This is a genomic window from Kocuria himachalensis, assembly GCF_054784195.1.
Map to the genome: position 1 here is coordinate 139,805 of NZ_BAAGPL010000024.1, position 23,232 is coordinate 163,036.

23 protein-coding genes are annotated in these 23,232 nt (G+C 73.6%); 17 read left to right on the top strand and 6 right to left on the bottom strand.

The window, feature by feature from the left end; translation table 11 throughout:
- Both ACYVM4_RS16825 and ACYVM4_RS16830 read right to left on the bottom strand, forming a co-directional pair.
- Positions 1 to 807 (bottom strand): FG-GAP repeat domain-containing protein (locus ACYVM4_RS16825; RefSeq protein ID WP_460669275.1); only part of this gene is annotated, 807 nt, incomplete at its 3' end.
- Between the two features lie 261 nt (positions 808 to 1,068).
- Positions 1,069 to 1,521, bottom strand: a complete 453-nt coding sequence (locus ACYVM4_RS16830) for an ArsI/CadI family heavy metal resistance metalloenzyme (protein WP_460669276.1) — start codon at positions 1,519 to 1,521, stop codon at positions 1,069 to 1,071.
- A gap of 201 nt (positions 1,522 to 1,722) precedes the next feature.
- Between ACYVM4_RS16830 and ACYVM4_RS16835 the strand changes: the two genes are divergently transcribed.
- The 11 genes from ACYVM4_RS16835 (at position 1,723) to ACYVM4_RS16885 (ending at position 10,334) form a co-directional block, all read left to right on the top strand.
- Positions 1,723 to 2,841 (top strand): serine hydrolase domain-containing protein, encoded by a 1,119-nt coding sequence (locus tag ACYVM4_RS16835; protein WP_460669277.1) that lies wholly within the window; start codon positions 1,723 to 1,725, stop codon positions 2,839 to 2,841.
- A 102-nt stretch (positions 2,842 to 2,943) separates the two neighbouring features.
- Complete coding sequence (locus tag ACYVM4_RS16840) at positions 2,944 to 3,321, top strand: hypothetical protein (protein WP_460669278.1); 378 nt, start codon at positions 2,944 to 2,946, stop codon at positions 3,319 to 3,321.
- A gap of 152 nt (positions 3,322 to 3,473) precedes the next feature.
- Positions 3,474 to 3,701 (top strand): hypothetical protein, encoded by a 228-nt coding sequence (locus tag ACYVM4_RS16845; protein WP_460669279.1) that lies wholly within the window; start codon positions 3,474 to 3,476, stop codon positions 3,699 to 3,701.
- A gap of 67 nt (positions 3,702 to 3,768) precedes the next feature.
- Positions 3,769 to 5,052 (top strand): aminotransferase class V-fold PLP-dependent enzyme, encoded by a 1,284-nt coding sequence (locus ACYVM4_RS16850; protein WP_460669280.1) that lies wholly within the window; start codon positions 3,769 to 3,771, stop codon positions 5,050 to 5,052.
- A gap of 40 nt (positions 5,053 to 5,092) precedes the next feature.
- A complete protein-coding gene (gene sufU, locus ACYVM4_RS16855; protein ID WP_368820038.1) occupies positions 5,093 to 5,557 on the top strand; it encodes a Fe-S cluster assembly sulfur transfer protein SufU in 465 nt (154 codons plus the stop codon).
- A 97-nt stretch (positions 5,558 to 5,654) separates the two neighbouring features.
- Entirely contained in the window at positions 5,655 to 6,506 is an 852-nt protein-coding gene (locus ACYVM4_RS16860; protein ID WP_460669281.1) for a Rieske (2Fe-2S) protein, read from the top strand.
- Between the two features lie 167 nt (positions 6,507 to 6,673).
- The gene (locus tag ACYVM4_RS16865) at positions 6,674 to 7,681 is read left to right on the top strand and encodes an MsnO8 family LLM class oxidoreductase (protein WP_368820040.1); all 1,008 of its coding nucleotides are present in this window, start codon (positions 6,674 to 6,676) and stop codon (positions 7,679 to 7,681) included.
- A 37-nt stretch (positions 7,682 to 7,718) separates the two neighbouring features.
- Positions 7,719 to 8,288 (top strand): nucleosidase, encoded by a 570-nt coding sequence (locus tag ACYVM4_RS16870; RefSeq protein ID WP_368820041.1) that lies wholly within the window; start codon positions 7,719 to 7,721, stop codon positions 8,286 to 8,288.
- A gap of 44 nt (positions 8,289 to 8,332) precedes the next feature.
- A complete protein-coding gene (locus ACYVM4_RS16875; RefSeq protein ID WP_460669282.1) occupies positions 8,333 to 9,049 on the top strand; it encodes a lipoate--protein ligase family protein in 717 nt (238 codons plus the stop codon).
- Positions 9,050 to 9,087: 38 nt separating this feature from the next.
- On the top strand, positions 9,088 to 9,918 hold the full coding sequence (locus ACYVM4_RS16880; RefSeq protein ID WP_460669283.1) for an SOS response-associated peptidase: 831 nt from the start codon (positions 9,088 to 9,090) through the stop codon (positions 9,916 to 9,918).
- The gene (locus tag ACYVM4_RS16885; protein ID WP_460669352.1) at positions 9,915 to 10,334 is read left to right on the top strand and encodes a pyridoxamine 5'-phosphate oxidase family protein; all 420 of its coding nucleotides are present in this window, start codon (positions 9,915 to 9,917) and stop codon (positions 10,332 to 10,334) included. Before ACYVM4_RS16880 ends, ACYVM4_RS16885 begins: the two co-directional genes overlap by 4 nt.
- 170 nt (positions 10,335 to 10,504) lie before the next feature.
- Here ACYVM4_RS16885 and ACYVM4_RS16890 read toward each other — a convergent pair whose 3' ends face one another.
- Entirely contained in the window at positions 10,505 to 11,008 is a 504-nt protein-coding gene (locus ACYVM4_RS16890) for a GNAT family N-acetyltransferase (protein WP_368820044.1), read from the bottom strand.
- Positions 11,009 to 11,310: 302 nt separating this feature from the next.
- Here ACYVM4_RS16890 and ACYVM4_RS16895 point away from each other — a divergent pair, with 302 nt between their 5' ends.
- The 3 genes from ACYVM4_RS16895 (at position 11,311) to ACYVM4_RS16905 (ending at position 13,603) form a co-directional block, all read left to right on the top strand.
- Entirely contained in the window at positions 11,311 to 11,634 is a 324-nt protein-coding gene (locus ACYVM4_RS16895) for a DUF6504 family protein (RefSeq protein ID WP_460669284.1), read from the top strand.
- An 80-nt stretch (positions 11,635 to 11,714) separates the two neighbouring features.
- Positions 11,715 to 12,554: a fumarylacetoacetate hydrolase family protein gene (locus ACYVM4_RS16900; protein ID WP_368820046.1), complete on the top strand. Its 840-nt coding sequence runs from the start codon at positions 11,715 to 11,717 to the stop codon at positions 12,552 to 12,554.
- Positions 12,555 to 12,634: 80 nt separating this feature from the next.
- Complete coding sequence (locus tag ACYVM4_RS16905; protein ID WP_460669285.1) at positions 12,635 to 13,603, top strand: TIGR03885 family FMN-dependent LLM class oxidoreductase; 969 nt, start codon at positions 12,635 to 12,637, stop codon at positions 13,601 to 13,603.
- 33 nt (positions 13,604 to 13,636) lie between these two features.
- Here ACYVM4_RS16905 and ACYVM4_RS16910 read toward each other — a convergent pair whose 3' ends face one another.
- The 3 genes from ACYVM4_RS16910 to ACYVM4_RS16920 form a co-directional block, all read right to left on the bottom strand.
- Positions 13,637 to 14,209 (bottom strand): MOSC domain-containing protein, encoded by a 573-nt coding sequence (locus tag ACYVM4_RS16910; protein WP_368820049.1) that lies wholly within the window; start codon positions 14,207 to 14,209, stop codon positions 13,637 to 13,639.
- 286 nt (positions 14,210 to 14,495) lie between these two features.
- Positions 14,496 to 15,593, bottom strand: coding sequence for a tartrate dehydrogenase (locus ACYVM4_RS16915; protein WP_460669286.1), 1,098 nt, complete (start codon positions 15,591 to 15,593; stop codon positions 14,496 to 14,498).
- A gap of 220 nt (positions 15,594 to 15,813) precedes the next feature.
- On the bottom strand, positions 15,814 to 16,728 hold the full coding sequence (locus ACYVM4_RS16920; RefSeq protein ID WP_368820051.1) for a LysR family transcriptional regulator: 915 nt from the start codon (positions 16,726 to 16,728) through the stop codon (positions 15,814 to 15,816).
- A 199-nt stretch (positions 16,729 to 16,927) separates the two neighbouring features.
- On the opposite strand from ACYVM4_RS16920, the gene ACYVM4_RS16925 reads away from it, so the two are divergent.
- The 3 genes from ACYVM4_RS16925 to ACYVM4_RS16935 all read left to right on the top strand — a co-directional run bounded on the left by ACYVM4_RS16925 (position 16,928) and on the right by ACYVM4_RS16935 (position 23,232).
- Positions 16,928 to 18,556 carry an SLC13 family permease gene (locus ACYVM4_RS16925; protein WP_368820052.1) on the top strand — a complete coding sequence of 543 codons (1,629 nt, stop codon included), beginning with the start codon at positions 16,928 to 16,930 and terminating at the stop codon, positions 18,554 to 18,556.
- A 193-nt stretch (positions 18,557 to 18,749) separates the two neighbouring features.
- Positions 18,750 to 22,136 carry a DNA polymerase III subunit alpha gene (locus tag ACYVM4_RS16930; protein WP_460669287.1) on the top strand — a complete coding sequence of 1,129 codons (3,387 nt, stop codon included), beginning with the start codon at positions 18,750 to 18,752 and terminating at the stop codon, positions 22,134 to 22,136.
- A gap of 187 nt (positions 22,137 to 22,323) precedes the next feature.
- On the top strand, positions 22,324 to 23,232 hold the full coding sequence (locus ACYVM4_RS16935) for a DUF2382 domain-containing protein (protein WP_460669288.1): 909 nt from the start codon (positions 22,324 to 22,326) through the stop codon (positions 23,230 to 23,232).

Consider the following 23,232-nt stretch of genomic DNA (forward strand, 5'->3'; position numbering starts at 1 on the left):
CTGCCCGACGCGCCACCCCTGGGCGTAGCCGAAGTTGCGGATCTCCAGCGCGGGCTGGGTGAACGTGTCCCCGAGCGCCGAGAAGTAGGAGACGTACGTGCCGGCGTCGCCGAAGCCCACGATGTCGGCGGTGCTGTTGCCGTCGACGTCGGCGAGCAGTCGCGGGTTCTTGTCGATCCGCCACCCGCGGTCCCAGCCGAAGCTGTCGATGCGCATGCCGGTCCCGGTGAACGTGCGGTTGGACAGGCCGTGGGAGATGGTGACGCCCGAGTGCCCGAAGCCCACGATGTCGGCGGTCAGGTTGCCGTTGAGGTCGGCGAGCTCGCGGGGATGCCTGTCGACGCGCCAGCCCTGGTTCCAGCCGAAGTCGCGGACCTTGAGCCGCGGCGCGGTGAAGCTGCCGTCGCCCTGGGAGTAGGCGACGTAGACGCCGGCGTCGCCGAAGCCCACGAGGTCGTCGCGGCGGTCGCCGTCGACGTCCGCGAGCGTGCGCACGTGCCGTGCGTTGGACCAGCCCTGGGCGGTGCCGAAGTCGCGCAGGCTCATCCGTGGCGTGCCGAAGGTGCCGTTGGTCTGGCCGAAGGCGACCTGGACGCCGGCGTTGCCGAAGCCGACGGCGTCGGCGCGGCCGTCACCGTTGACGTCCGCGAGCTCGCGCACGTGCTGGTCCACGCGCCAGCCCTGGGCGTAGGAGAACACGGGCTGCGCGGTCGCGGCCTGGGCAGGTGCGCCCACGGCGAGCCCGGCGGTCGCCAGCACGGTGGCGGACGCGCCGGTGAGCACGCGCGAGAGGAGTGGGTGTTTCATGGTGGGTCCCCGAGGTCGTGAGGTGGATCGTCGGCACGGGCGCCGGCGGCACGTGCCGGAGTCGTCGGTCGGCCCCCGGCCGACCGGGAGACGCCCCCGGGGCGCGATGCGCCTCCGGGGGACCGGTGGCACCGGGAAAGACGTCCCGGCGCCGAGGCGCAACAGCTGAGGACACCAGTTTACTCCTGCAACCAGAGGGTCACCAGGGGCGTTCCCTTTCGTGACCCCCTGGAGCAGCCGGACTCCGCGGTCCGCCGTGGATCACGCCGCGGGACCGGCGGTGCAGCACGAGCCGTCGCCGCCGACCGCGGAGAGCTCCCGGCCGGTCCTGCCCTCAAGGTCGGGCCGGGCGTCGGCGGTGACGGTGTAGACCTCCCACGGCTCGTGGCCCGGACCGGTCACCCAGACCTTGTCCTGGACGGCGTAGCAGCAGGTGGTCTGCTCCTCCGGGCGGGTGGTCAGGCCGGCGTCGGCGAGGCGCTGCGCGGCCGCCTCGACGACCTCGGTGCTCTCCACCTCCACGCCGAGGTGGTCCATGCGGGTGTCGTCACCGGGCTCGCCCTCCAGCAGCACGAGCTTCAGCGGGGGTTCCGCGACGGCGAAGTTGGCGTAGCCCGGGCGTCGTTTGGCGGGGGCCGTGTTGAACAGGGTGGAGTAGAACTCGATGGAGCGCTCGAGATCGGCCACGCGCAGGGCGAGCTGGACTCTGGACATGACAGGTTCCTTTCGGGTGCGACGAACGCTCTTGGATATCGACGTCCGTCTATGTGGAAGAGTGCCACCAACATCGACGTTCGTCAATACGTCTGTCATGTCCCCCGACGTCCGTGCGCGCTCTTGACACGCGGCTCACCGGGTCGCACGGTGGTCCTGTCGGGCGGCGGGAACCCCCGCGACCCGCGTCCGGAGGTCCCGATGCAGAGCTCTTCGCCCGGCGGCAGCTCTTCCCTCCCGGCGCCGCCACCGGCCGAGCTGCAGGACGCGGTGACGGCCATGATGCGCGCAGGACGCGTCCCCGGCCTGTCCCTGGCGGTGGTCCACCGGGACGGAGTGCTCTGCGCGGCCGGCTTCGGAACGGCCGACCTCGCCGGTGACGTCCCCGCGACGCCGGGCACGGCGTACCCGTGGTTCTCTATGACCAAGCCCGTCACCGCCACCGCCGTCATGGCGCTCGCCGAGACCGGGCGGCTCGACCTGCAGGCGCCCGTCGACGACTACGTGGACTTCCTGCGGTCCCCCGGGACGAGTCGGCCGACGGTGGAGCAGCTGCTGACCCACACCGCGGGACTGTCCAACCCGCTGCCGATCCGGTGGGTCCATCCGGCCGGGGCGCCGCCGCCGTCGGCCGGCGACCTGCTGCGCCGGCTGATGCGGCGCCGGCGGGCGTACCGGTACCCGGTGGGGGAGAGGGCCCGGTACTCCAACGTGGGCTATCTCGCCCTGGGCCGGATCGTCGAGGTGGTGACCGGGGCGCCGTTCGAGTCCTGTCTGCGGGAGACGGTGCTGGACCCGGCCGGCATGACCCGCACCGGGTTCGCCTACCGGGAGGACGCCGCGGCGGCGACCGGCAGCCTGCGCGCCCCGCGGCTCGCCGACCCCCTGCTGCGGCTGCTGCTGCCCCGCGGGGTGGTCGGCTCGCGGACAGGGGCGCACCTGGGCCTGCGCCCCTTCTACGTGGACGGTCCCGCGTACGGAGGTCTGGTCGGCGACGTGCTCGACGCGGGCCGGTTCCTGCGCCTGCACCTGGGGGACGGCCGGATCGACGGCCGCCGGGTGCTGTCCGCCGACGCGGCCCGGGCCATGCGGACGATCGAGCACCCGGGACGACCGTTCGACCACGGCATCGGGTGGTTCCGCGGTCCCGGCCCGGGCTCCCACGAGTGGGTCGAGCACTACGGGACCGGCGCCGGCTTCTGGAACGTCATGCGCCTCTACCCGGACCGCGGCCTCGGCATCGTCGTGATGGCCAACAGCACCACCGCCTACGACGTCGGACCGGTCCTCGCCCGCCTGGCGGCGGCGACCTGGGCCTGACGCCCGCGGCCGGGCGCCGACCACGCCGCGCGCGGGAGGGCCGCCGCGCACCGGCGTCGGGAGCGAGCCCTCCGCGCCGGGCGGGGCGCTAGGCTCGCCTCCGTGACCGAGCTCAGCGAGATGGCCCGCACCGGGGTGGTGAGCGCCGCGTGCCTCACCGCGGGAACGGCGCTGCTGGTGGCCGCGCTGCTCGTCCGGTGCCTGTACGCCTGGTGGGTCAGGACCGCCGCCGTGCACCTGGTGGAGGACGGCCGGCACCGGCTGCGCTGGCACACCACCCGGTACGAGATCCACGAAGAACCGTGGCCGCGCCCGCCGGCCCCCGCGCCCGAGGCCGGGGCGGAGGTCACGGTCTACTACCACGCCCGGCATCCGCACCGCTGGGCCCTCGTCGCACCGTACCGCTGGCTGCGGCTCCTCACCGCGGCGGGCACGCTGCTGGTCGCCGCGGGACTGCTCACCCGTCTCGTCCAGGGCTGAGCCCCGGGAGCCGTTCCGGCGCGGCACCGGTCCGGGCGACCCCGCAGACCTCGCCGGCCGGGGCCCGTCGAGGGCCGTTCCCGTTTCGCCTTCCCCCGCCCGGCGGGAGATCATGGGGGGAGACGTCCCGGACCACCACCCGGAAGGACACCATGCGCAAGCACCAGCACCCCGACGACGAGCCCCGGCGCAGCCTGTTCCGGCGCTTCGACGACCTGTCGATGCGCATCTACGGGCCGGCGGCCCGCAGCCGCCGGGACCTGCGGGGCCAGGACCAGCCCAGCGAGCAGACCCGGCAGTGGTACCAGGAGCTGCAGGAGGAGTTCGTGGTCGAGAAGGACGCGAACGGCAACACCTACCTGCGCCCCCGCCACCGCTAGCCCGCCCGTGACGCCGGGAGGCGCCCGGCCGGGGAACACCCGGGTCCGGGCCGTACAGTGTCGGAGCATGGACGGAAACCACGTGCTGCCCCTGACCGATCCCGAGGTGCGTGCGCTCCGGGAGGACTTCCCGCTGCTGACGAACAGCCCGGCGGTCTACCTGGACTCCGGCGCCACCTCGCAGAAGCCCCTGGCGGTGCTGGACGCCGAGCGGGAGTTCTACCTGCACCGCAACGCCGCGGTCCACCGCGGGGCGCATTCCCTGGCGGTGGAGGCCACCGACGCCTACGAGGAGGCCCGCCGGGTCGTGGCCGGCTTCGTGGGGGCCCCCGAGGCCGAGCTGGTGTGGACCTCCAACGCCACCGAGGCGCTCAACCTGATCACCTACTCCTTCTCCAACGCCACCGCCGGGCGCGGGGCGGAGGCGGCCGCCCGCTTCCGGCTGGGCCCCGGCGACGAGATCGTCACCACCGAGCTCGAGCACCACGCCAACCTCATCCCCTGGCAGGAGCTGGCCGCCCGCACCGGGGCCACCCTGCGCTGGATCCCCGTCGACGACGACGGCGCCCTCGATCTCGGGGCCGCCGCCGAGGTCATCGGCGAACGCACCCGGGTGGTGGCCTTCAGCCACGTCTCCAACGTCACCGGGGCGATCACCGACGTCGCCGCCCTCGTGGGCCTGGCGCGGGCGGTGGGGGCGCTGAGCGTGCTGGACGCCTGCCAGTCGGTGCCGCACCTGCCCGTGGACTTCCCCGGGCTGGGGGTGGACTTCGCGGTGTTCTCCGGGCACAAGATGCTCGGGCCCACCGGCATCGGGGCGCTGTGGGGACGCGCCGAGCTGCTGGACGTGATGCCACCGTTCCTCACCGGCGGATCCATGATCACGAAGGTCACGATGGAGTCCGCCCGGTACCTGCCGGCCCCGACCCGGTTCGAGGCCGGCACCCAGCGGATCGCCCAGGCCGTGGGCCTGGCCGCGGCGGTGCGCTATCTGCAGGGTGTGGGGATGGAGCGGGTCGCCGCCCACGAGCACGAGCTGGGGCAGCGGCTCGCGGCCGGGCTCGCCCAGCTGGAGGGGATCCGGCTGATCGGCCCGCCGGCGGGCGGGGACCGGGTGGGGCTGGCGGCCGTGGACGTGGCCGGGGTGCACGCCCACGACGTCGGCCAGGTCCTGGACTCGGCCGGGGTGGCCGTGCGGGTGGGCCACCACTGCGCCCAGCCGCTGCACCGGGCGCTGGGGCTGACCGCCTCCACCCGGGCCAGCACCTACCTGTACAACACAAGCGAGGACGTCGACCGGTTCCTCACCGAGCTCGCCGGGGTCCGCCCCTACTTCCGCGTGACCGGCTGAGCCCCGTGAGCACCGCACCGCAACCACCGAGGAGGACTGCATGAGCGCGCTGGACGGGATGTACCAGGAGGTCATCCTCGACCACGCCAGGCGCCGGACCGGGGAGGGCCTGGCCGCCCCGGCGCCCGGGCACGGGGCCGGGGAGTCGCACCAGTACAACCCGACGTGCGGCGACGAGATCACCGTGCGGGTCGAGCTCGCGGCCGGGCCCGAGGGCGCGGAGCCGGTGGTGGCCCGGCTCAGCTGGGAGGGGGAGGGCTGCTCGATCTCCATGGCCGCGGCCTCCGTGCTCGCCGAGACCGCCCCCGGGATGACCCGGGCCGAGCTGGGCGAGCTGATCGGCGCGTTCCGGGACCTGCTGCGCTCCCGCGGCACCGTGGTCCCGGACGAAGAGTTCCTCGGCGACGCCGCCGCCTTCGCCGGGGTCTCCCGGTTCGTGGCCCGCGTCAAGTGCGCCATGCTCGGCTGGGTCGCCGCCGAGGAGGCCCTCGACCGCGCCGGCTGAGCCGCTCCCGGTGCCGCCGGTCTTCACACTCCAGGACGTCCTTGTCCCGCCCGGGGCGGAGTGGGACACTGACCGCCCCGGCGCTGAGGAGGCGGTCATGAAACAGCTCGAGGACCTGGTGGCCCGCATGGAGACGTGGAAGGCACTGGACCGGGTGGCCGAGCCCCTGGCCCGCGCCGTGGGCCGGGCGGTGCGGCCCGCGCCGGTGCGCAACGTGCTGAGCGGCACCGTGATCGGGCACCCGCTGCACCCCCTCCTCACCGACGTCCCGATCGGCGCGTGGACCATGGCGGCGGTGCTGGACCTGGCCGGCGGCCCCAGCACGGCCCGCGCCGCCGACGTGCTCGTGGTCGCGGGGCTGGCCGCCGCCGTCCCCACGGCTGCGACCGGGCTCAGCGACTGGTCCGACACCCAGGGCGCCGACCGGCGGATCGGCCTGGTGCACGCCACCGCCAACAGCGTGGCCCTGACGTTCTACACGGCCTCGCTCGCCGCCCGGCTCCGGGGCCGGCGCGGTGCCGGCAAGGCCCTCGCGCTGGCCGGCTACGGCTGTGTCACGGGCGGGGGCTACCTGGGCGGCCACCTCGTCTTCGTGCGGGGCGTCAACGTCAACCGCACCGCCTGGCGCCGTGGCCCACGGCGGTGGACCGACGTCCTGGCCGACGCCGACCTCGCCGCCGGCGGGCACCGCCGGGTGCCGGCCGGCGGCGTCTCGGTGCTGCTCGTCCGCGACGGGAACCGGATCGAGGCCCTCGACAGCGTCTGCAGCCACATGGGCGGCCCGCTCGAGGAGGGGACGATCGACGGCGGGTGCGTCACCTGTCCCTGGCACGGCAGCACCTTCCGGCTCGCGGACGGCGCCGTCGTCCGCGGACCGGCGACCACCTCGCAGCCCGCCTACGAGACCCGCGTCGAGGACGGGCGGATCCAGGTCCGGCGCCGGCCCTAGCCGTCCGGGAGCTCCGGCCCCGCCCACCCGAGCGGCGGTGCTGTCCACCCCGGGCTCCGGGCCTGGCCGTTCCGTGCGTCGGTCCCAGCCGCCCCGGGCTCCGTCCGTGGCCACCACGGGCGGCGGCCGCCCGGAATGCTTCCCCCGCCGCCCGGGTTGTGCGCACCATGGCCCTCTCCGACGTTCCGCTCTCCCTCCTCGACCGCGCCAACTCCCGGGACGGCTCCACGGAGGCCGAGGATCTCGCCCGCGTCCTGGAGCGGGCCGAGCGCGCGGAGGAACTGGGCTACCACCGGTTCTGGGTGGCCGAGCACCACGCGGTGCCCGGGATCGCCGGGTCCGCGCCGGCGGTGCTGATGGCCGCCCTGGCCGCCCGGACCCACCGCCTCAGGATCGGCTCCGGCGGGATCATGCTCCCCAACCACCAGCCCCTCGTGGTCGCCGAGCAGGCCGCCACCCTCGAGGCCCTGCATCCCGGGCGGATCGACCTCGGCGTGGGCCGGTCCCTCGGCTTCACCGCCGCGGTCCGGGACGCGCTGCGCACCGGCAAGGAGGCCGCGGACCGCTTCGGGGACGACCTCGCGGAGCTGCTCGCCCACCTCTCCGGCACGGCCCCCGTGACCGCCCGGCCCCGCAACCACGCCGCGACACCGGTGTTCGTCCTGGCGACCGGGGCCGGGGTGGAGACCGCGGCCCGGTCGGGACTCGCCGTGGTGCTCGGCGGCCCGGCGCTCTCCCGCGAGGGCCCCGGCGGCGGCGCCGCGGTGCTCGAGCGGTACCGCGCGCGGTTCCGCCCGTCGTCGTGGTGGCCGCACCCCTACGTGGTGGTGTCGGCGAACGTCGCGGTGGCGCGGACTCGTGCGGCCGCCCGCGATCTGCTGCTGCCCGAGGCCCGCGCCCTCGCCGCGTCCCGCACCCGGGGCGAGTTCCCGCCCCTGGCACCCGCGCGGTCCGCGGAGCCGGACGGGCTCACGGCCCGGGAGCGGGCCCTCGTGGAGGAGACCCTCATGTCCTCCGTCCACGGCACGGCCCCGGAGGTCCGGGACCAGCTGGAACGACTGCTCTCGCGGACCGGGGCGGACGAGCTGCTCGTGACGGGCGGCGCGCACGACCTCGACGCCCAGGCGGAGTCCGACCGGCGGCTCGCCGCGCTGTTCACCGGCCGCCCGCGCTGAGTGCCCGGCTGCCGGAGCGGGCGGATAGAGTGACGGGGTGCCACAGCTGCTCGTTCTCGCCGCCCATCCCCTGGAGACCAAGTACTTCCCGGAGGACATCGACCTGGTCCTGACCGGCGTCGGGATGTCGGCCGCGGCGGTGCGCACCACCGAGGCGGTCCTGACCCGCTGCCCGGACCCCGCGCGCCGGGCGGAGCTGACGGTGCTCAACATCGGCAGCGCCGGCGCCCTGAGGCACGGGCTGACCGGGGTGCTCGAGCCCTCCCGGATCATCAACCGGGACGTGGACGAGGAACTCCTGCGCGCGGCCGGGATCCCCGTGGACAACGTCATCGAGCTCGGCGGCGACGGGCCCGTGCTCGCCACCGGGGACTCCTTCGTGGCCGGCGGACCCGCCCGGGACGCCCTGGCCGCCCGGGCGGACCTCGTGGACATGGAGGGCTGGGCGATCGCGGTGGCCTGCCGGCACCTCGGCGTGCCGCTGCGGATGGTCAAGCACGTCTCCGACGCCGCCGACGAGGAGGCGGTCGCGTGGGCCGAGAAGGTGGAGCTCAGCGCCCTGGCCCTGGGTCGGTGGTTCCGCGGCAGCGGGATCGCCCGGTCGTGACCCGCCGCAGCACCGTCCGGATCCGCCACTAGACTGGGACCAGCATGAAACTTCTCCGCCAGCGCGAGTCCCTGGGCGCCCAGCAGGACTACGAGAGCGCCATGACCCTCCTCGCCGACGTGCGGCGCAGCGGGCCCGTCCTGCGCCTCTACGAACCGGCCCCCACGGTCGCCTTCGGCCGCCGGGACGAGCTGCGCCCCGGCTTCGCCGACGCAGCCCGGGCCGCCCGCGAGAGCGGGTTCGAGCCCCTGGTCCGCAAGGTGGGCGGCCGTGCCGCGGCCTACCACGGCGGGTGCCTGATCATCGACCACCTCGAGGCCGCCGAGGACCCCACCTCGGGCATCCAGGACCGCTACCGCCTCTTCGGCGACATGATCGTGGCCGCCCTGGAGGAGCTCGAGGTCGAGGCCGACGTCGGCGAGATCCCGGGCGAGTACTGCGCCGGCGAGCACAGCGTGCACGGGACGCACCCGGCGTCGACTCCGATCCCGGGCGCGAAGGTGAAGCTGGCCGGGACCGCCCAGCGGGTGGTCGCGGGCGCCTGGTACTTCAGCACCGTGCTGGTGGTCGAGCAGTCCGAGCCCATCCGCTCGGTGCTCACCGACGTCTACGCCGCCCTCGACCTGGACTGGGACCCCGCCACCGCGGGGGCCGTCGACGACCTGCGCCCGGGCACCACCGTGGCCGACGTCGAGCGCGGGATCCGCAAGGTGTACGGCATGTACTCCCAGTACCTGGGGTACGGGCCGCTCACCGACTGAGCCCCGGCCGCGGGCCGGGCAGACCGAGGAGACAGCAGATGTGCGGACGCTATGTCATCGCCCGGGCCGTGGGCGACCTCGTGGCCGAGACCGGGGCCGTCCCGGACGAGAGCCTCGGCGACACCGCCGACTCCGAGCGGCTGCGGGCCAACTGGAACACCGCGCCCACCACCGACGTGCCGATCGTCCTCGAGCGCCTGAGGGGCGGGGACGACGACGGGGAGCTGGTCCGCGAGCTGCACGTCGCCCGCTGGGGACTGGTCCCGGGCTGGGCCAAGGACCCGGCGGTCGGGTCGAAGATGTTCAACGCCCGGTCGGAGACCGTCCTCGAGAAGCCGTCCTTCCGCAAGGCGGTCCGCGCCCGCCGGTGCGCGGTCCCGGCCAACGGCTACTACGAGTGGAAGAAGGAGCCCGGCGCAGGCAAGGGCGGGCGCAAGCAGCCCTACTACGTCCACCCGGCCGACCCGGAGGAGACCATCTGGTTCGCCGGGATCTACGAGTGGTGGCGGGTGCCCGAGGGCACCGAGCTGCGCTCCGCGGCCCTGCAGCCCGGCAAGGACGGCGGCGGGAGCAGCTGGCTGCTGTCCTGCTCCATCCTCACCACCGACTCCCCGGAGCCCTCCGACGAGCACCCCGTGCTCACGGAGCTGCACGGTCTGCACGACCGGATGCCGATCCCGCTGGCGCCCGAGCACGTCGGGGACTGGCTGCGCCCGGGGGAGGAGGACGCTTCGCAGCTCGTGGACCTGGTCCGGGCCGAGGCGCACCGGACGGCCGCCCGCTGGGTGCTCGACCCGGTGGACCCGGCGGTCGGCAGCGTGCGCAACAACTCCCCGGAGCTCGTGGTGCCGCAGCGGAGCCTGTTCTGAGCCCCCGGGAGCCCGTCGACCGGGTCACCGACTTCGTCCGCGCCCACGGCGGCGGGGTCGTGGCGACCAGCAGCGGCGCCGGCTGCCCCGAGTCCGCGTGGATCAACCTCGCGGCCCTCGGGGACGGGCGGCTGGTCTTCGGCACGAACGAGCGCAGCCGCAAGTACGCCAACCTCCTCGCGGACCCCCGCGTCTCCCTGGTGGTGGTCTCCGGGACGGGTCAGGAGTTCCAGCTCGAGGGCGAGGCCGCCGTGCTCGAGGGGCCGGCCGCGCGGGACGCCGGTGAGGTGCTGGAGTCCCGGCACCCGGGTGCCACGGGCAAGACCAGCACCCGGCTCGTGGCGGTGCGCTGCCGCTGGGCGCGGTTCGTCGACATCGCCGTCGAGCCCCCCGTCCGAGAGGAGTTCATGCTCTGACCGGGCCACGGGGGACGCCGTGGGAAAGGCCCGGAACCCGCACCGCGGGTCCCGGGCCTTCTCTGTGGCCATCTCTATGCCCTTTTTCCTGGCCTGCTGCCGGGTCTTCTTCGTGCCGTTCCTTCCGGCGTCTCCTCCGGCGTCCCCCCGGTCCGGAGCGTCCGCCGGGCTCAGACGTAGTCCGTCTCGGGGACCCAGCGGTTGAAGTCGAGCGTCAGGTAGAGCGCGAGCGCCGCCGCGTTGTCCTCGTCGATCCGCAGGCTGACCTGGTCGTAGCCGTTGTCGTAGAGGGTGCTCATGGCGCAGCGCACGAGCTGCTCGGCCAGGCCCTGGCGGCGGCGGGAGGCCGCCGTGAACAGCTCGAAGATGTAGGGGACGTCGGGGAGGTCCTCGCCGGTCCGCCGGGACAGCACGAGCGCGGCGGCCACCACCGTCCCGTCGTCGTCGACCACCACCGGCGAGGCGTCGGGGAGGAAGGGCCCGTACTCCCCGTCGAAGACGCCCCGGATCACCTGGCGGGCCTCCTCCAGGCTGGAGACCCCGCCCTGCTCGTAGGAGGAGTAGTAGAGCTGGGCGAGGCTCTCGGCGTCCTCCGGGCCGGCCGGACGCAGGTTCACCGCGGGTGTTTTGGTGTTCGCCGCGGTGTGGGCGATCAGCGTGATGGTTCCGGTCATGGGAGGCCTCCGTGAGGTCGACGCCGGCTGCTCCGGCGGGGCGGACGAGGGACAGGGGACGTCCGGGCGGGCCGCGCAGGGCAGGCCCTCCGTGCATTCAGCGTATCCATTTCGCTGGGGTTGTCCATGCTTCCCCCCTCGTGGTCGCAAAAGTGAACGCGCTGGCCGGAGCGATGGTTCCAGGGGAGCACCTGTTCCGTTCCGGTGCCCTCAGGGGTTAGCGTGTCGTACAGATGTTCTAGCTTCCAGGGGACAGGGCGCACCGCGGGACGGGCGCCGGGCCGAGGGAGAGAGGAGCCGTCGTGGGTTTCCTGACGGAGAGCGTCGACGTGGACTGCGACACGGAGGGGGTGCCGGTGGGTGTGCGCTGGCGCGGGCGGAACTACCTGGTGGCCCAGGACCCGGTGCGCTGGTACGAGCGCCGCGCCTGGTGGTCCGAGGACGCGCGGCTGCCCAAGGACCGCGGGATCGGGGCGGTGGACCAGCAGATGTGGCGGGTCCAGGTCCAGCTGAACACCCGCTCCGAGCTGCTGACCCTCGAGCTCGTCCACACCCTCGACACCGGGCGCTGGCGGCTGCTCGCGGCCACGAGCGCCTCGGGCATCCGGGTGGTGCGCTGTGCGTAGGTCCGCCGCTGTGCACGGGCCCGCCGCGGGTGCATAGGATCGGAGGCGGAGACCGCACCGCAGAACGTGAGGAAGCACCCGTGAGACTCGGCACCGTGCGACGCGACGGCACCACCCAGGCCTTCCGGCAGGAGGACGGGCGGACCGTCTACCTCCCCGTGCCCGACGTCGGGGCCCTCCTCGCCGGGGGCGACCTGCGGCTGCCGGGGGAGCCGGGCCCCGCGCCGGCCCCGGAGGACCTGGCGACCCCCGTCCTGCGCCCGGGCAAGATCCTGTGCGCCGGGTTGAACTTCTACGACCACGCGGAGGAGGTCGGCCAGGAGATCCCGAAGCACCCCACGATCTTCGCGAAGTACGCCACCGCGCTCATCGGCCCCACCGACCCCATCGCCATGCCGGAGGAGTCGGAGAAGATCGACTGGGAGGCCGAGCTCACCGTGGTGATCGGCTCGCCCCTGCGCCACGCCACGCCCGAGCAGGCACGGGCCGCGATCGCCGGGTACACCATCATGAACGACATCTCGGTGCGGGACTGGCAGGGCCGGACCTCCGAGTGGTTCCAGGGCAAGAACTTCGACCGCACCACCCCGGTGGGTCCCGTGGTGGTGACCCCCGACGAGATCGATCCCGAGGCGGGGCTGGCGATCCGCTGCACCGTGGACGGCGTGCGGCACCAGGACTCCGGCACCGACCGGATGATCTTCTCCGCCGTGGAGCTGGTCGAGTACCTCAGCCGGTTCCTGACCCTCGAGCCCGGGGACCTCGTGGCCTGCGGCACTCCCGCCGGCGTGGGCCTGGCCCAGAAGCCCCGCCGGATCTGGTTGCGCGACGGCCAGGAGGTCGTCACCGAGATCGAAGGCATCGGCGAGCTGCGCAACGTCTGCACCCCCGCCGAGGACCTCCGGGCGGTGGCCGGCTGACCCGGTCCGCGGCACCCGTCCCACTCGGTCCTGCTGTCCTGATCCCACTGTCCTGTTCCCGCTCTCGACCGGAGGACCCCATGGCGACGATCGGCTTCCACGCCTCCCACGAGCAGATCCCTCCCGAGCAGCTGCTGCGCGACGTCGGGCACGCCCAGCAGGCCGGCTTCGGCGCCGCCATGTGCTCGGACCACCTCGAGCCGTGGTCACCGCACCAGGGCCACTCAGGGTTCGCCCTGTCCTGGCTGGGCGCCGCCCTGGCCACCACGGACCTGCCGTTCGGGTTCGTGCACGCCCCGGGCCGGCGCTACCACCCCGTGGTCACCGCCCAGGCCACGGCCACCCTCGCCCGCATGTTCCCCGGCCGGATCTGGACCGCCCTGGGCAGCGGGCAGAAGCTCAACGAGCGGGCCGTCGCCCCCGAGTGGCCGGCCAAGGAGCAGCGGCAGCGGTTCCTCGAGGGCAGCTTCGACGTCGTCCGCCGGCTGCACGCGGGCGAGGAGGTGTCCTGCCGGGAGCCGTTCCACGCCGACCGCGCCCGGGTCTGGGACCTGCCGGAGGCCCCGCCCGCCCTGCTCGTCGCCGCGCTCACCCCGACGACGGTCCGCCGCTTCGCCCCCGTGGCCGACGGCTTCATCACCGTCCAGCAGCCCCTGGAGGACCTGCGCCGGATGCTCGGCACCTGGCGCGAGGCCGGCGGCACCGGCCGGGCCGCGCTGCAGGTGCACCTGAGCTGGGCGCCCTCCCCGGAGCAGGCCCGCGCGATCGCCCTCGACCAGTGGCGCACCAACGTCTTCGGCCCCGTGACCATGGCCGAGCTCGCCTCGCCCCAGGACTATCAGCGCAAGGCGATCCAGGAGGACGTGGGGGACGAGCAGATCGCCGGGGCGGTCAACGTCTCCGCCGACCTCGGCCGGCACGCCCAGTGGCTGCACGAGTACGCCGAGCTCGGCTTCGACGAGATCTACCTGCACCACGTGGGGCAGGAGCAGCGTCCCTTCCTCGACGCCTTCGGGGAGACGGTGCTGCCCCAGCTGGCGCAGGCCTGACCCGGCGCCGCCCCTGGCCGGCCGGGGTGCGTGCTACGGAAACCGGGACGGGCGGCGCAGCACGGCCGTCCCGGCCTGCTCCGGATCGAGCGGGACCGGGCTGTGCAGCACGGCCGGCCCGCGGTACAGATCGCCGCTGGACAGCGGCCGACAGCGCAGACCCCCTCGCCCCCGCATGGCGGCGTGCGCGCCCGGTGCCAGGACCCGGTCCATCCAGGCGCAGGGGTGGGCGGGGCGCCCGCCCCGCAGCCGCACGAGAGCGCCCCGGGACTCCAGGACGAAATCCTCGCCCAGCAGCGGGACCAGATGGGCTCCCCGGAGGACCACGTTCCGGCGGGTCAGGAGCGGGTCGAAGGGAGCCGTGCCCAGATCCGCGGCCATGGCCTCGAGCGCCTCGACGGCGAGCAGGGTGACGGCGGCGTCCATGTGCGCGGCCTTGCCGAAGAACCGGTCGCCCACCACGCCCTTGCCGGCGACCAGCTCGACCTGCTCGGCGTCGGTGGTGGGGACGTCCGCGGCGCCGTCCCGGGCGCGGCCGAAGTAGGCGTGCCCCGGGGACACCAGCAGGTGCAGGATCTCCACCTCGTACCGATAGCTCGCCGCCATGCCCCCACACCCCTCCGTCGTCGCGGCCGCCGTTCCAGCGCTGCCCGGGCTGCCGCCGTGCTGTCACCCGGCCTCAGCATAGGCAGGGCGGGGACATCGGCTTCCGGGTCGCCCCGAGCAGGGGAGGATCCGAGGTCGCCGCCGACGTGCGGGACGACCTCGGGTGGTGCCCCGATGCTCCCGGTCGGCTCGTGGAGGACGAGGTCGACCGCCGCAGCGCCTCCCTGGTCGAACGGACGATCTGCGCCATGTGCCGGTGACCGTCGCGTCCGGGACGGGCGGGGTCTCAGGCCGGGGTCAGTGAGGTGGCCAGGGCCTCGATGATCGCCTGGGTGACCTGGTCGGTGTCGGCGGTGCCCCCGATGTCGCGGGTGAGGTGACCGGCGGCGGTGGTGGCCTCGATGGCGGCCTCCAGCCGGCGGGCTTGATCGTGGAGGCCGAAGTGGTCGAGCATCAGGGCCGCGCTGGCGATCGCCCCGATCGGGTTGGCGATGCCCTGCCCGGCGATGTCGGGGGCGGTGCCGTGGACGGGCTCGAACATCGAGGGGAACCGGCGCTCCGGGTTGAGGTTCGCACTCGCCGCCAGGCCGAGGCTGCCGGCCAGGGCGGAGCCGAGGTCCGAGAGGATGTCGGCGTTGAGGTTGGAGGCCACCACCACGGAGAGCTCCTCGGGGTGCAGGACGAACTTCGCGCTCATCGCGTCCACCAGCACCGACTCCGTCTGCACGTCGGGGTAGTCGGCCGCGACCCGGGCGAAGACCTCGTCCCACAGCACCATGCCGTACTGCTGGGCGTTGGACTTCGTCACGCTGGAGACCTTCCGGACCGTGCGGGTGCGGGCCAGGTCGAAGGCGAAGCGGATGATCCGCTCGCAGCCCTTCTCGGTGAACAGCGAGGACTGGACGGCGACCTCGTTGCCGGGGCCGCGGCCGGCGAGGTTGCGCCCGCCGAGCCCGGCGTACTCGCCCTCGCTGTTCTCCCGGACCACGACCCAGTCCAGGGCGGTGTGATCGGCCTTGCGCAGCGGGGACTGCACCCCCGGCAGGAAGCGCACGGGGCGGATGTTGGCCCACTGGTCGAAGTTCTGGGTGATGTTCAGCCGCAGCCCCCACAGGCTGACGTGGTCCGGGACGTTCTCCCAGCCGACGGCCCCGAAGTAGATCGCATCGAACCCCTTGAGGTCCTCCAGCCCGTCCGGGTCCATCATGACCCCGTGCTGGGCGTAGTACGCGGAGCCCCAGGGGAACTCGGTCCAGTCGAAGGAGAACGCCCCGCCGGACTGGGCGGCCATCGCGTCCAGGACCGTTCGCCCGGCGGCGACGACCTCCTTGCCGACGCCGTCGGCGGGGATCGAGGCGATGCTGAAGACCTGGGGCTCGGCCATGGGGGTGCTCTCCTTCTCGGGTGCTCTTGCCTGGTGTCCGCAGTGCAGCACTTGGTGTCCGCAGTGCAGCGCGGTGTCAGGTACCAGTAGAACGCCCCGGCTTCGGGCAGGTCCAAGACCGGATTCCCATCCCGTAGATAGGAACCCCCTATGGTCCGCTCCGCGGCGTGCTCCGCGGCGTCTTCCACGGCGTGCTCCGCGGCACGCCCGGCGGCGCCCTCTACGGCGCCCGGGGGTGGTCGTCGGGGTGCCGGCTCGCGTGCTCGGCGGCGACCGCCAGGAACGCCCGGGCCGCCGGGGTGAGGTGGGCAGGGCGGCTGAGCACGGCCACGTGCAGCACGCTGACCGGTTCGATGCCCAGCACGCGCAGCCCGGCGGCGCGCGCCAGCGGGGTCCAGGACGAGGGCATCACTGCGTGGCCGACCCCGGCCAGCACCAACGGCAGCACCGAGGTGCGGTGGGCGACCTCGGCGGTGATCTCGAGCCGCACCCCGCCGGCCAGGGCGTCGTCGACCAGCCGGCGCATCAGCGATCCCCGCTGGGAGACGACCACCCGGTGCCCGGCCAGGTCCTGCCGGCCGATGGTGTCGTCGTCGCCGAAGGCGTCCGCCCGCGGGTTCACGATCAGCACCAGGGGCTGCTGCTCCAGATGCAGCACGTCGACCTCGGCGGAGCGGAACGGCCGGTCCGCGCCCAGGATCCCGATCTCCGCGCCGCCGGTGCGCACGGCGTCGGCCACCTCGTCGGGGGTGAACGCCGCGGCGACATCGAGGGTCACGGCGGGGTGGGACCGCGCGTAGGCCGCGATCATCGACGTCAGCGGTTCGATGCCCGGGGACGGCATGGCGATCACGTCCAGGCGGCCGCTGCGCACCTTCTTCAGGTCGTCGATGGCCGCCCGGGCGGCGTCCAGGTCCCGGACCACCACCCGGGCCGGACCCACGAGCTCCTGGCCCGCCTCGCTGAGCACCACCCGTCGCCCGATCCGGTGGAACAGCGGCACCCCCAGTTCGCGCTCGAGCCCCTTAATCGTCTGGGACAGGGAGGGCTGGGCGATGATCAGCTGCTCCGCGGCGCGGGTGAAGCCGCCGTGGTCCACCACGGCCAGGAAGTACGTCAGCTGTCGGACGTCCATGTTCGCCTCCCTGCTCGAGGGCCGCGCCCGCACGCCCCGCTCCGCTCCTGTTCGGCTCCGGGGGCCTGTGGCGGAGAGGGCCTGCCGGGCGCTCCGTGACTCATTGTTTCTTCCTATCGGTGTAGTAGACAACAAGCCTTGGACGTGACCCGCATCACAAGCGCACAGTGGTGCTCTCTGACGAGGAAGGACCACGACCGTGCAGACCCAGCAACCGGCCCCGAGCGGCCCACCGAGTGCTCCCCGTCCCACCGACGTCCGTGCCGCCCTCCTGGGCGGCAAGACCTTCCGCAGTCTCAGCGAGCAGACGCTGTCGCCGCGGGAGGAGAAGTTCGAGCGCGCCCGCCAGACCACCGGGCTGTTCCTCGCCCCGGCGGTGGCGATCGTCTTCGCCCTCCTGCCCCTGAACCTGGACCCGACCCAGCAGACGCTGGCCGCCGTGCTGCTCGGCGTGATCGTCCTGTGGATCTGCGAGCCCGTGCCCATCCCGATCGGTGGTCTCATCGGCGTGGCCGCCGTGGTCATCCTCGGGGTCGCACCGGCCGGGGACGTCCTGGCGCCCTTCGGGTCCACCACGATCTTCACCTTCATCGGGGCGTTCATCCTGGCCCAGGCCATGCTCAAGCACGGCATCGCCCAGCGGCTCGCCCTGGCGGTGCTCTCCCTGCCCGGGGTGGGCCGGTCCACGTACCGGGTGATCGTCGCCTTCGGCGTGATCACCTGCATCCTCTCGGCCTTCGTCTCCAACACCGCCACCGTGGCGATGCTGATGCCCACCGCCCTGGGCATCCTGGCCGTGATCGCGGAGATGATGCAGGACCGCGGGGTGGTGAAGGCCGACTTCGACCCGCTGCGCCTGCGCGTCGGCGCGGCGCTGCTGCTGATGCTCGCCTACGGCGCGTCCGTGGGCGGCCTGCTCACCCCGGTCGGCTCCCCGCCGAACCTCATCGGCCGCGGCCTGATCGAGGAGGCCACCGGCACCCGGATCTCCTTCGCGCAGTGGATGGTCATCGCCTTCCCGGTGTGCCTGGCGATGTTCGTGGTGCTCGCCGTGATCATGTTCCTGCTCAACAAGCCCGAGATCCGGCAGATCGAGGGCGTGGAGGACTACATCCGGGAGCACCGCGAGGCACAGGGGAAGATGGGCCGGGCGGAGAAGAACACCCTGATCGCCTTCGGATTCACCGTCACCCTGTGGCTGCTGCCGGCCTTCGCCAGCCTGTTCGGCGGGACGGAGTCGGCCGCGTACATCTTCCTCGACGACCGCCTCGACGAGGGCATCGTCGCCGTCCTCGGCGCCTCCCTGCTGTTCATCCTCCCGACCAACTGGGCCAAGCGTGAGGCGACCCTGACCTGGTCCGACGCCGCGAAGATCGACTGGGGCACGATCATCCTCTTCGGCACCGGCATCATCTTCGGCTCCCTGCTCGCCGACACCGGTCTGGCCGAGACCATCGGCACCGGGGCCTCGGAAAACCTCAACATCACCAACGTCGTGGCGATCACCGTCTTCTCGGCCGTGCTGGCCGTGCTGATCTCGGAGACCACCTCGAACACGGCCTCGGCCGCGGTGATCGTCCCGATCGTCATCCCGCTGTGCCAGGCCATGGGCGTGGACCCGTTCGTGCCCGCCATGGCCGCGACCTTCGCCGCCTCGTTCGGGTTCATGCTGCCGGTCTCCACCCCGCAGAACGCCATCGTCTACGGCACCGGGGCGGTGCCCATCACCCGCATGATCCGCACCGGCATCGTCTTCGACATCCTCGGGGTGATCCTCATCGTCACCATCGTCCCGGTGATGATCGCCGTCGTGGGCCTCGGCGGATGACACCCGCCGGCCGGTGCCGCCGGCGGTGTCCGGCAGCACCGGCAGTCCGCGGAGGAGCCCGGCCCGACGGCGCCGGGACCGCCCCGGGCCTCCCGGCGGCCGGGCGGAGCACGGGGCAGTCGAACCCGTCCGTTCCGCCCTCCCCGGCGGTTTGCAATTGACTTAATATTCGAACAGGTATTCGAATGGGGGCGTGAACTTTCCGCACCTGCACGTCGCCACCGCCTTCAGCGCCCACTTCGGGGTCAGCCGGCCCGCCGTCCTGGCGGCGGCCGCCGCGGCGGACGGCGCGGACGTGCTCGCCTGCACCGACCGGGACGGGCTCTACGGGGCGATCAAGCACCTGGGCGCATGCCGGGAGCACGGCATCGACCCGGTGCTGGGGGTCGACCTCGCCCTGCTGGACCCCGGTCACGAGCGCGCCCTCGGCCGCGTGGTGGTCCTGGCGGTCGGCGGCACCGCCGGCGCGGGCTATGCCGCCCTGTGCCGGCTCGTCTCCACCGCCCACGCCACGGAGGGCCCGCCAGGGGCGACCGCCGCCGAGATCGCGGCCTCCGCACGCGCACCCCGGCACGGGGAGCCGGTCCTGACCGTGCTGCTCGGACCCGCGTCCGACGTCGGGCAGGAGCTCGCGGCCCGCCGCTACCGCACCGGACGCGCCGCCCTGGCCCGGTGGCGGGCCCTGCTTTCCGCGCCGGCGCTCGCCGTGGAGGTGGCATCGCACCTGGCGGCCCCCGGCACGGCGGGCAGCACGTCCCACGCGGCCCGGATGCTGCGCGCCGCCCTCGAGGCGGGGCTGAGCCCCGTGCTGACCAACGCGGTGCGCTACGCCACCCCCGCCGAGGCCGCCACCGCCGACGTCCTCGACGCCGCCCGCGCCCTCACCCCGCTCGAGACCCTCGGCGCGCGCGCCGAGCACGCGCCCGGCCGCAGGGGAGGAGGCACCGGGCGGGCCGGGGCGTCCCGGTGGGCGGCGGCACCGGAGCCGCTGCAGCCCAACGGCCAGGGCTGGCTCAAGTCGGCCCGGCAGATGCACGCGCTCGCCGCGGAGATCGCCCGGGCCGCGGACCTCGGCACCGCCGGGGCCGCGGCCCTGCTGGCGGGCACCCAGCGGGTGGCCGACCGGTGCCGGCTGGACCCGGTCGCCGACTGCGGCTGGGGGCGGCCGGTGGTGCCCGAGGCCTCCGTGCTGGGCTTGGAGCGGCCGGCGCCGGCGGAGCTGCGGGCCCGGTGCGAGGCGGGGCTGGGGCGCCGCTACCCGGGCCGCCGCGCGACGCGGGCCGTGCGGGACCGGCTGGAGCGGGAGCTCGGGGTGATCGAGGACCTCGGCTTCGCCTCCTACTTCCTCACCGTGGCCGAGGTCTCCACGATGATCGGGGAGCTGGGGGTCCGCCACGCCGCCCGCGGCTCGGGGGTGTCCTCGCTCGTCAACTACCTGCTCGACGTCTCCCAGGTGGACCCGCTCGAGCACGAGCTGCTCTTCGAGCGCTTCCTCTCCAACGACCGCTCGACCCTCCCGGACATCGACATCGACGTCGAGTCGGCCGAGCGCCACCGCGTCTACCGGCGGATCTTCGAGCGCTTCGGCCCCGAGCGGGTGAGCCTCATGAGCATGCAGAACGCCTACCGGGCCCGCGGCGCCGTCCGGGACGCCGGGCTGGCGCTCGGCATCGATCCCGAGACCGTGGACGGTGCCGCCAAGCAGCTGTGGCACCTGCCGGCCTCGGCGCTGCGGGAGACCATCGCCCGCCAGCCGGAGCTGCGGGACTTCGCCGAGCAGGTGGCCCAGGAGAAGCAGCTCGACCTCCTCGTGGACCTCACCGAGCGCCTGGACCGGCTGCCCCGGCACATCTCCATGCACCCGTGCGGGGTGATCCTGGGGGACCTGAGCCTCCTGGACCGCACCCCGGTGCAGTCCAGCGGGACGGGGATGCCCATGAGCCAGTTCGACAAGCACGACATGGATCCGATGGGCATGCTCAAGCTCGACATCCTCGGCGTGCGGATGCAGTCGGCGCTGGCCCACGCCGTGGACGAGGTGGCCCGCATCCACCCGGGCCGGCCCCGCCTGGACCTCGAGGCGATCCCCGTGGACGACGGGAGGACGTTCGAGCTCATCCGCTCGACCCACACCCTGGGCTGCTTCCAGATCGAGTCCCCGGGCCAGCGCGAGCTCATCGGCAAGATGGCGCCCACGAGCGTCCGGGACCTCATCGTGGACATCTCCCTGTTCCGCCCCGGGCCCATGCACTCGGACATGGTCCGCCCCTACCTGGAGCACCGTCACGGCTGGTCCGCGCCCGTCTCGATCCACCCGGCCCTCGACCCGATCCTCGCCGAGACCCACGGTGTGACCGTCTTCCACGAGCAGGTCCTGCGGATCCTCGACACCTTCACCGGGTGCGGTCTCGCCCGGGCCGACGAGCTGCGCCGCCGGCTGGGCTCCGAGCGCCAGCTCGAGGTGGAGGAGTTCTTCCGCGAGCGGGCCCGCGCGCGGGACTACCCGCTGGACGTCGTGGACCGGGTCTGGGAGATCCTGGCGGCGTTCGGCTCGTTCGGCTTCTGCAAGGCCCACGGCGCGGCGTTCGCGGTGCCCACCTACCAGTCCGCGTGGCTGAAGGCCCACCACCCGGAGGCGTTCCTCGCGGGGCTGTGGGAGCACGATCCCGGGATGTACCCCAAGCGACTGCTCGTGGGGGAGGCTCGCCGGATGGGCATCCCCGTCCTGCCCGTGGACGTCAACCGCTCCGACGAGCACTACCGGGTGGAGCGGCTCGACGACGACCCCGCCCGCCTGGGCGTGCGCCTGGCCCTCACCGGGATCCACGGGGTCTCGCAGGCCGAGGTCCGCCGGATCGTGGCCGGGCAGCCCTACGCCTCGCTCGCCGACCTGCGGCAGCGGGCCCGTCCCGCCCGGCGCACCCTCGAGCGGCTCGCCGCCGTCGGGGCCTTCGACGGCCTGCTGCGCCGCTCCGGCGGCGCCGCCTCCCGCGCCGACCTCGTGCACGCCCTGCGGGCCCGGGCGGACAGCGGCCGTCCCGGCCGGCCGGCCGGGGAGGTCGAGGGGCAGCTGTCCCTCCCGCTCGGTGACCTCGAGCTGCGGGCGCTGCCCGCGGAGCGCCCCGAGCCCACCCTGGCGGAGAAGGTCCGCACCGAGCTGGACCTGCTCGCGGTGGACGTCTCGGCGCACCTGCTGGAGAGCTGGGCGCCCCTGCTCCGCGAGCTCGGGGTCACGCCCGCGGAGCGGCTGCTGGAGCTGCGCAGCCGGTCCGAGGTGCTCGTGGCGGGGGTGCGGATCTCGACCATGACCCCTCCCATGCGCAGCGGCCGGCGGGTGGTCTTCGTCAGTCTCGACGACGGCACGGGCACGGTGGACTGCGCCTTCTTCTCCGACGCCCAGTCCCGCTCGGGACAGCACCTGTTCGGCACGCGGATGCTGCTGGTGCGGGGGCGGACGCGGCGCACCGGGCCCCGCGGGATCAGCCTCAGCGCGGAGCAGGCCTGGGACCTCACCGACCCGGCAACCCCGGCGGCCGTGCGCGCCGCAGCTCCGCCGGGCCTCCGGGGAACCGGCTCATGATGAGCCGGAAAACCGCTCGGATCCAGGAGTTTCACTCTCAGTGAAGCCATTGGCCAGTGAACTGATTGCCAGTATGGTTACTAATAACAGCGGACGAGCTGCACCCCGTACCCCGGCGGAGATCGTCCGCGGCGGGCCCCCCTTCCAGGGGAGACCGTTGCCTCGCAGAATAGAAGAAGGAGTTCTCATGGCTACGTACGACGTCAACGCACTGCTCTCGGCCACCGCCTACGGGTCGGACGGCAACAAGATCGGCAAGGTCGAGCAGGTCTTCCTGGACGACAACACCGAAGAGGTCACCTTCGTGACCGTCAACACCGGTCTGTTCGGCACCAAGGAGAGCTTCGTCCCCGCCGACGGAGCTCAGCAGGACGGCGACCGCCTCGTCCTTCCCTACACCAAGGACGTCATCAAGGACGCCCCGAACGTGGACGCGGACCAGCACCTCTCCCCGGCCGAGGAGGAGGAGATCTACCGCTACTACAAGATGAACTACTCCGGCAACGGCACCAGCGACCGTGACCGCACCGCCGGTGCTGCCGGCACCGCGGGTCTCGCCGACCGCGACGACCGCTACGCGGCGGACACCGACCGCAACGCCGTCCCGGCGACCGGCACCACCGGCTACTCCGAGAACGACGGGTACGCCGACCGCGACCGCACCGCTGTCGACCGTGACCGCGACCTCACCGACCGTGCCGACAACGGCGTGGTCCGCCACGAGGAGCGGCTGCACGTCGGCAAGGAGCAGCGCGAGACCGGCCGTGCCCGTCTGCGCAAGTACGTGGTCACCGAGAACGAGACCGTGGACGTGCCCCTCGAGCGCGAAGAGGTCCGCGTCGAGCGCACCCCGCTGAACGGCACCGAGGCCACCGCCGGCACCATCGGCGAGGAGGACGTCGAGGTGACCCTCCACGAGGAGCGTCCCGTCGTCGCCAAGGAGACCGTGGGCGTCGAGAAGGTCGGCCTCGAGAAGGAGACCGTCCGCGACACCGAGCGCGTCGACGCCGAGGTCCGCAAGGAGCAGGTCGAGGTCGAGACCGACGCCGAGCGCGGCACCGGCCTCACCGACAACGATCGCCGCGACCGCATCTGA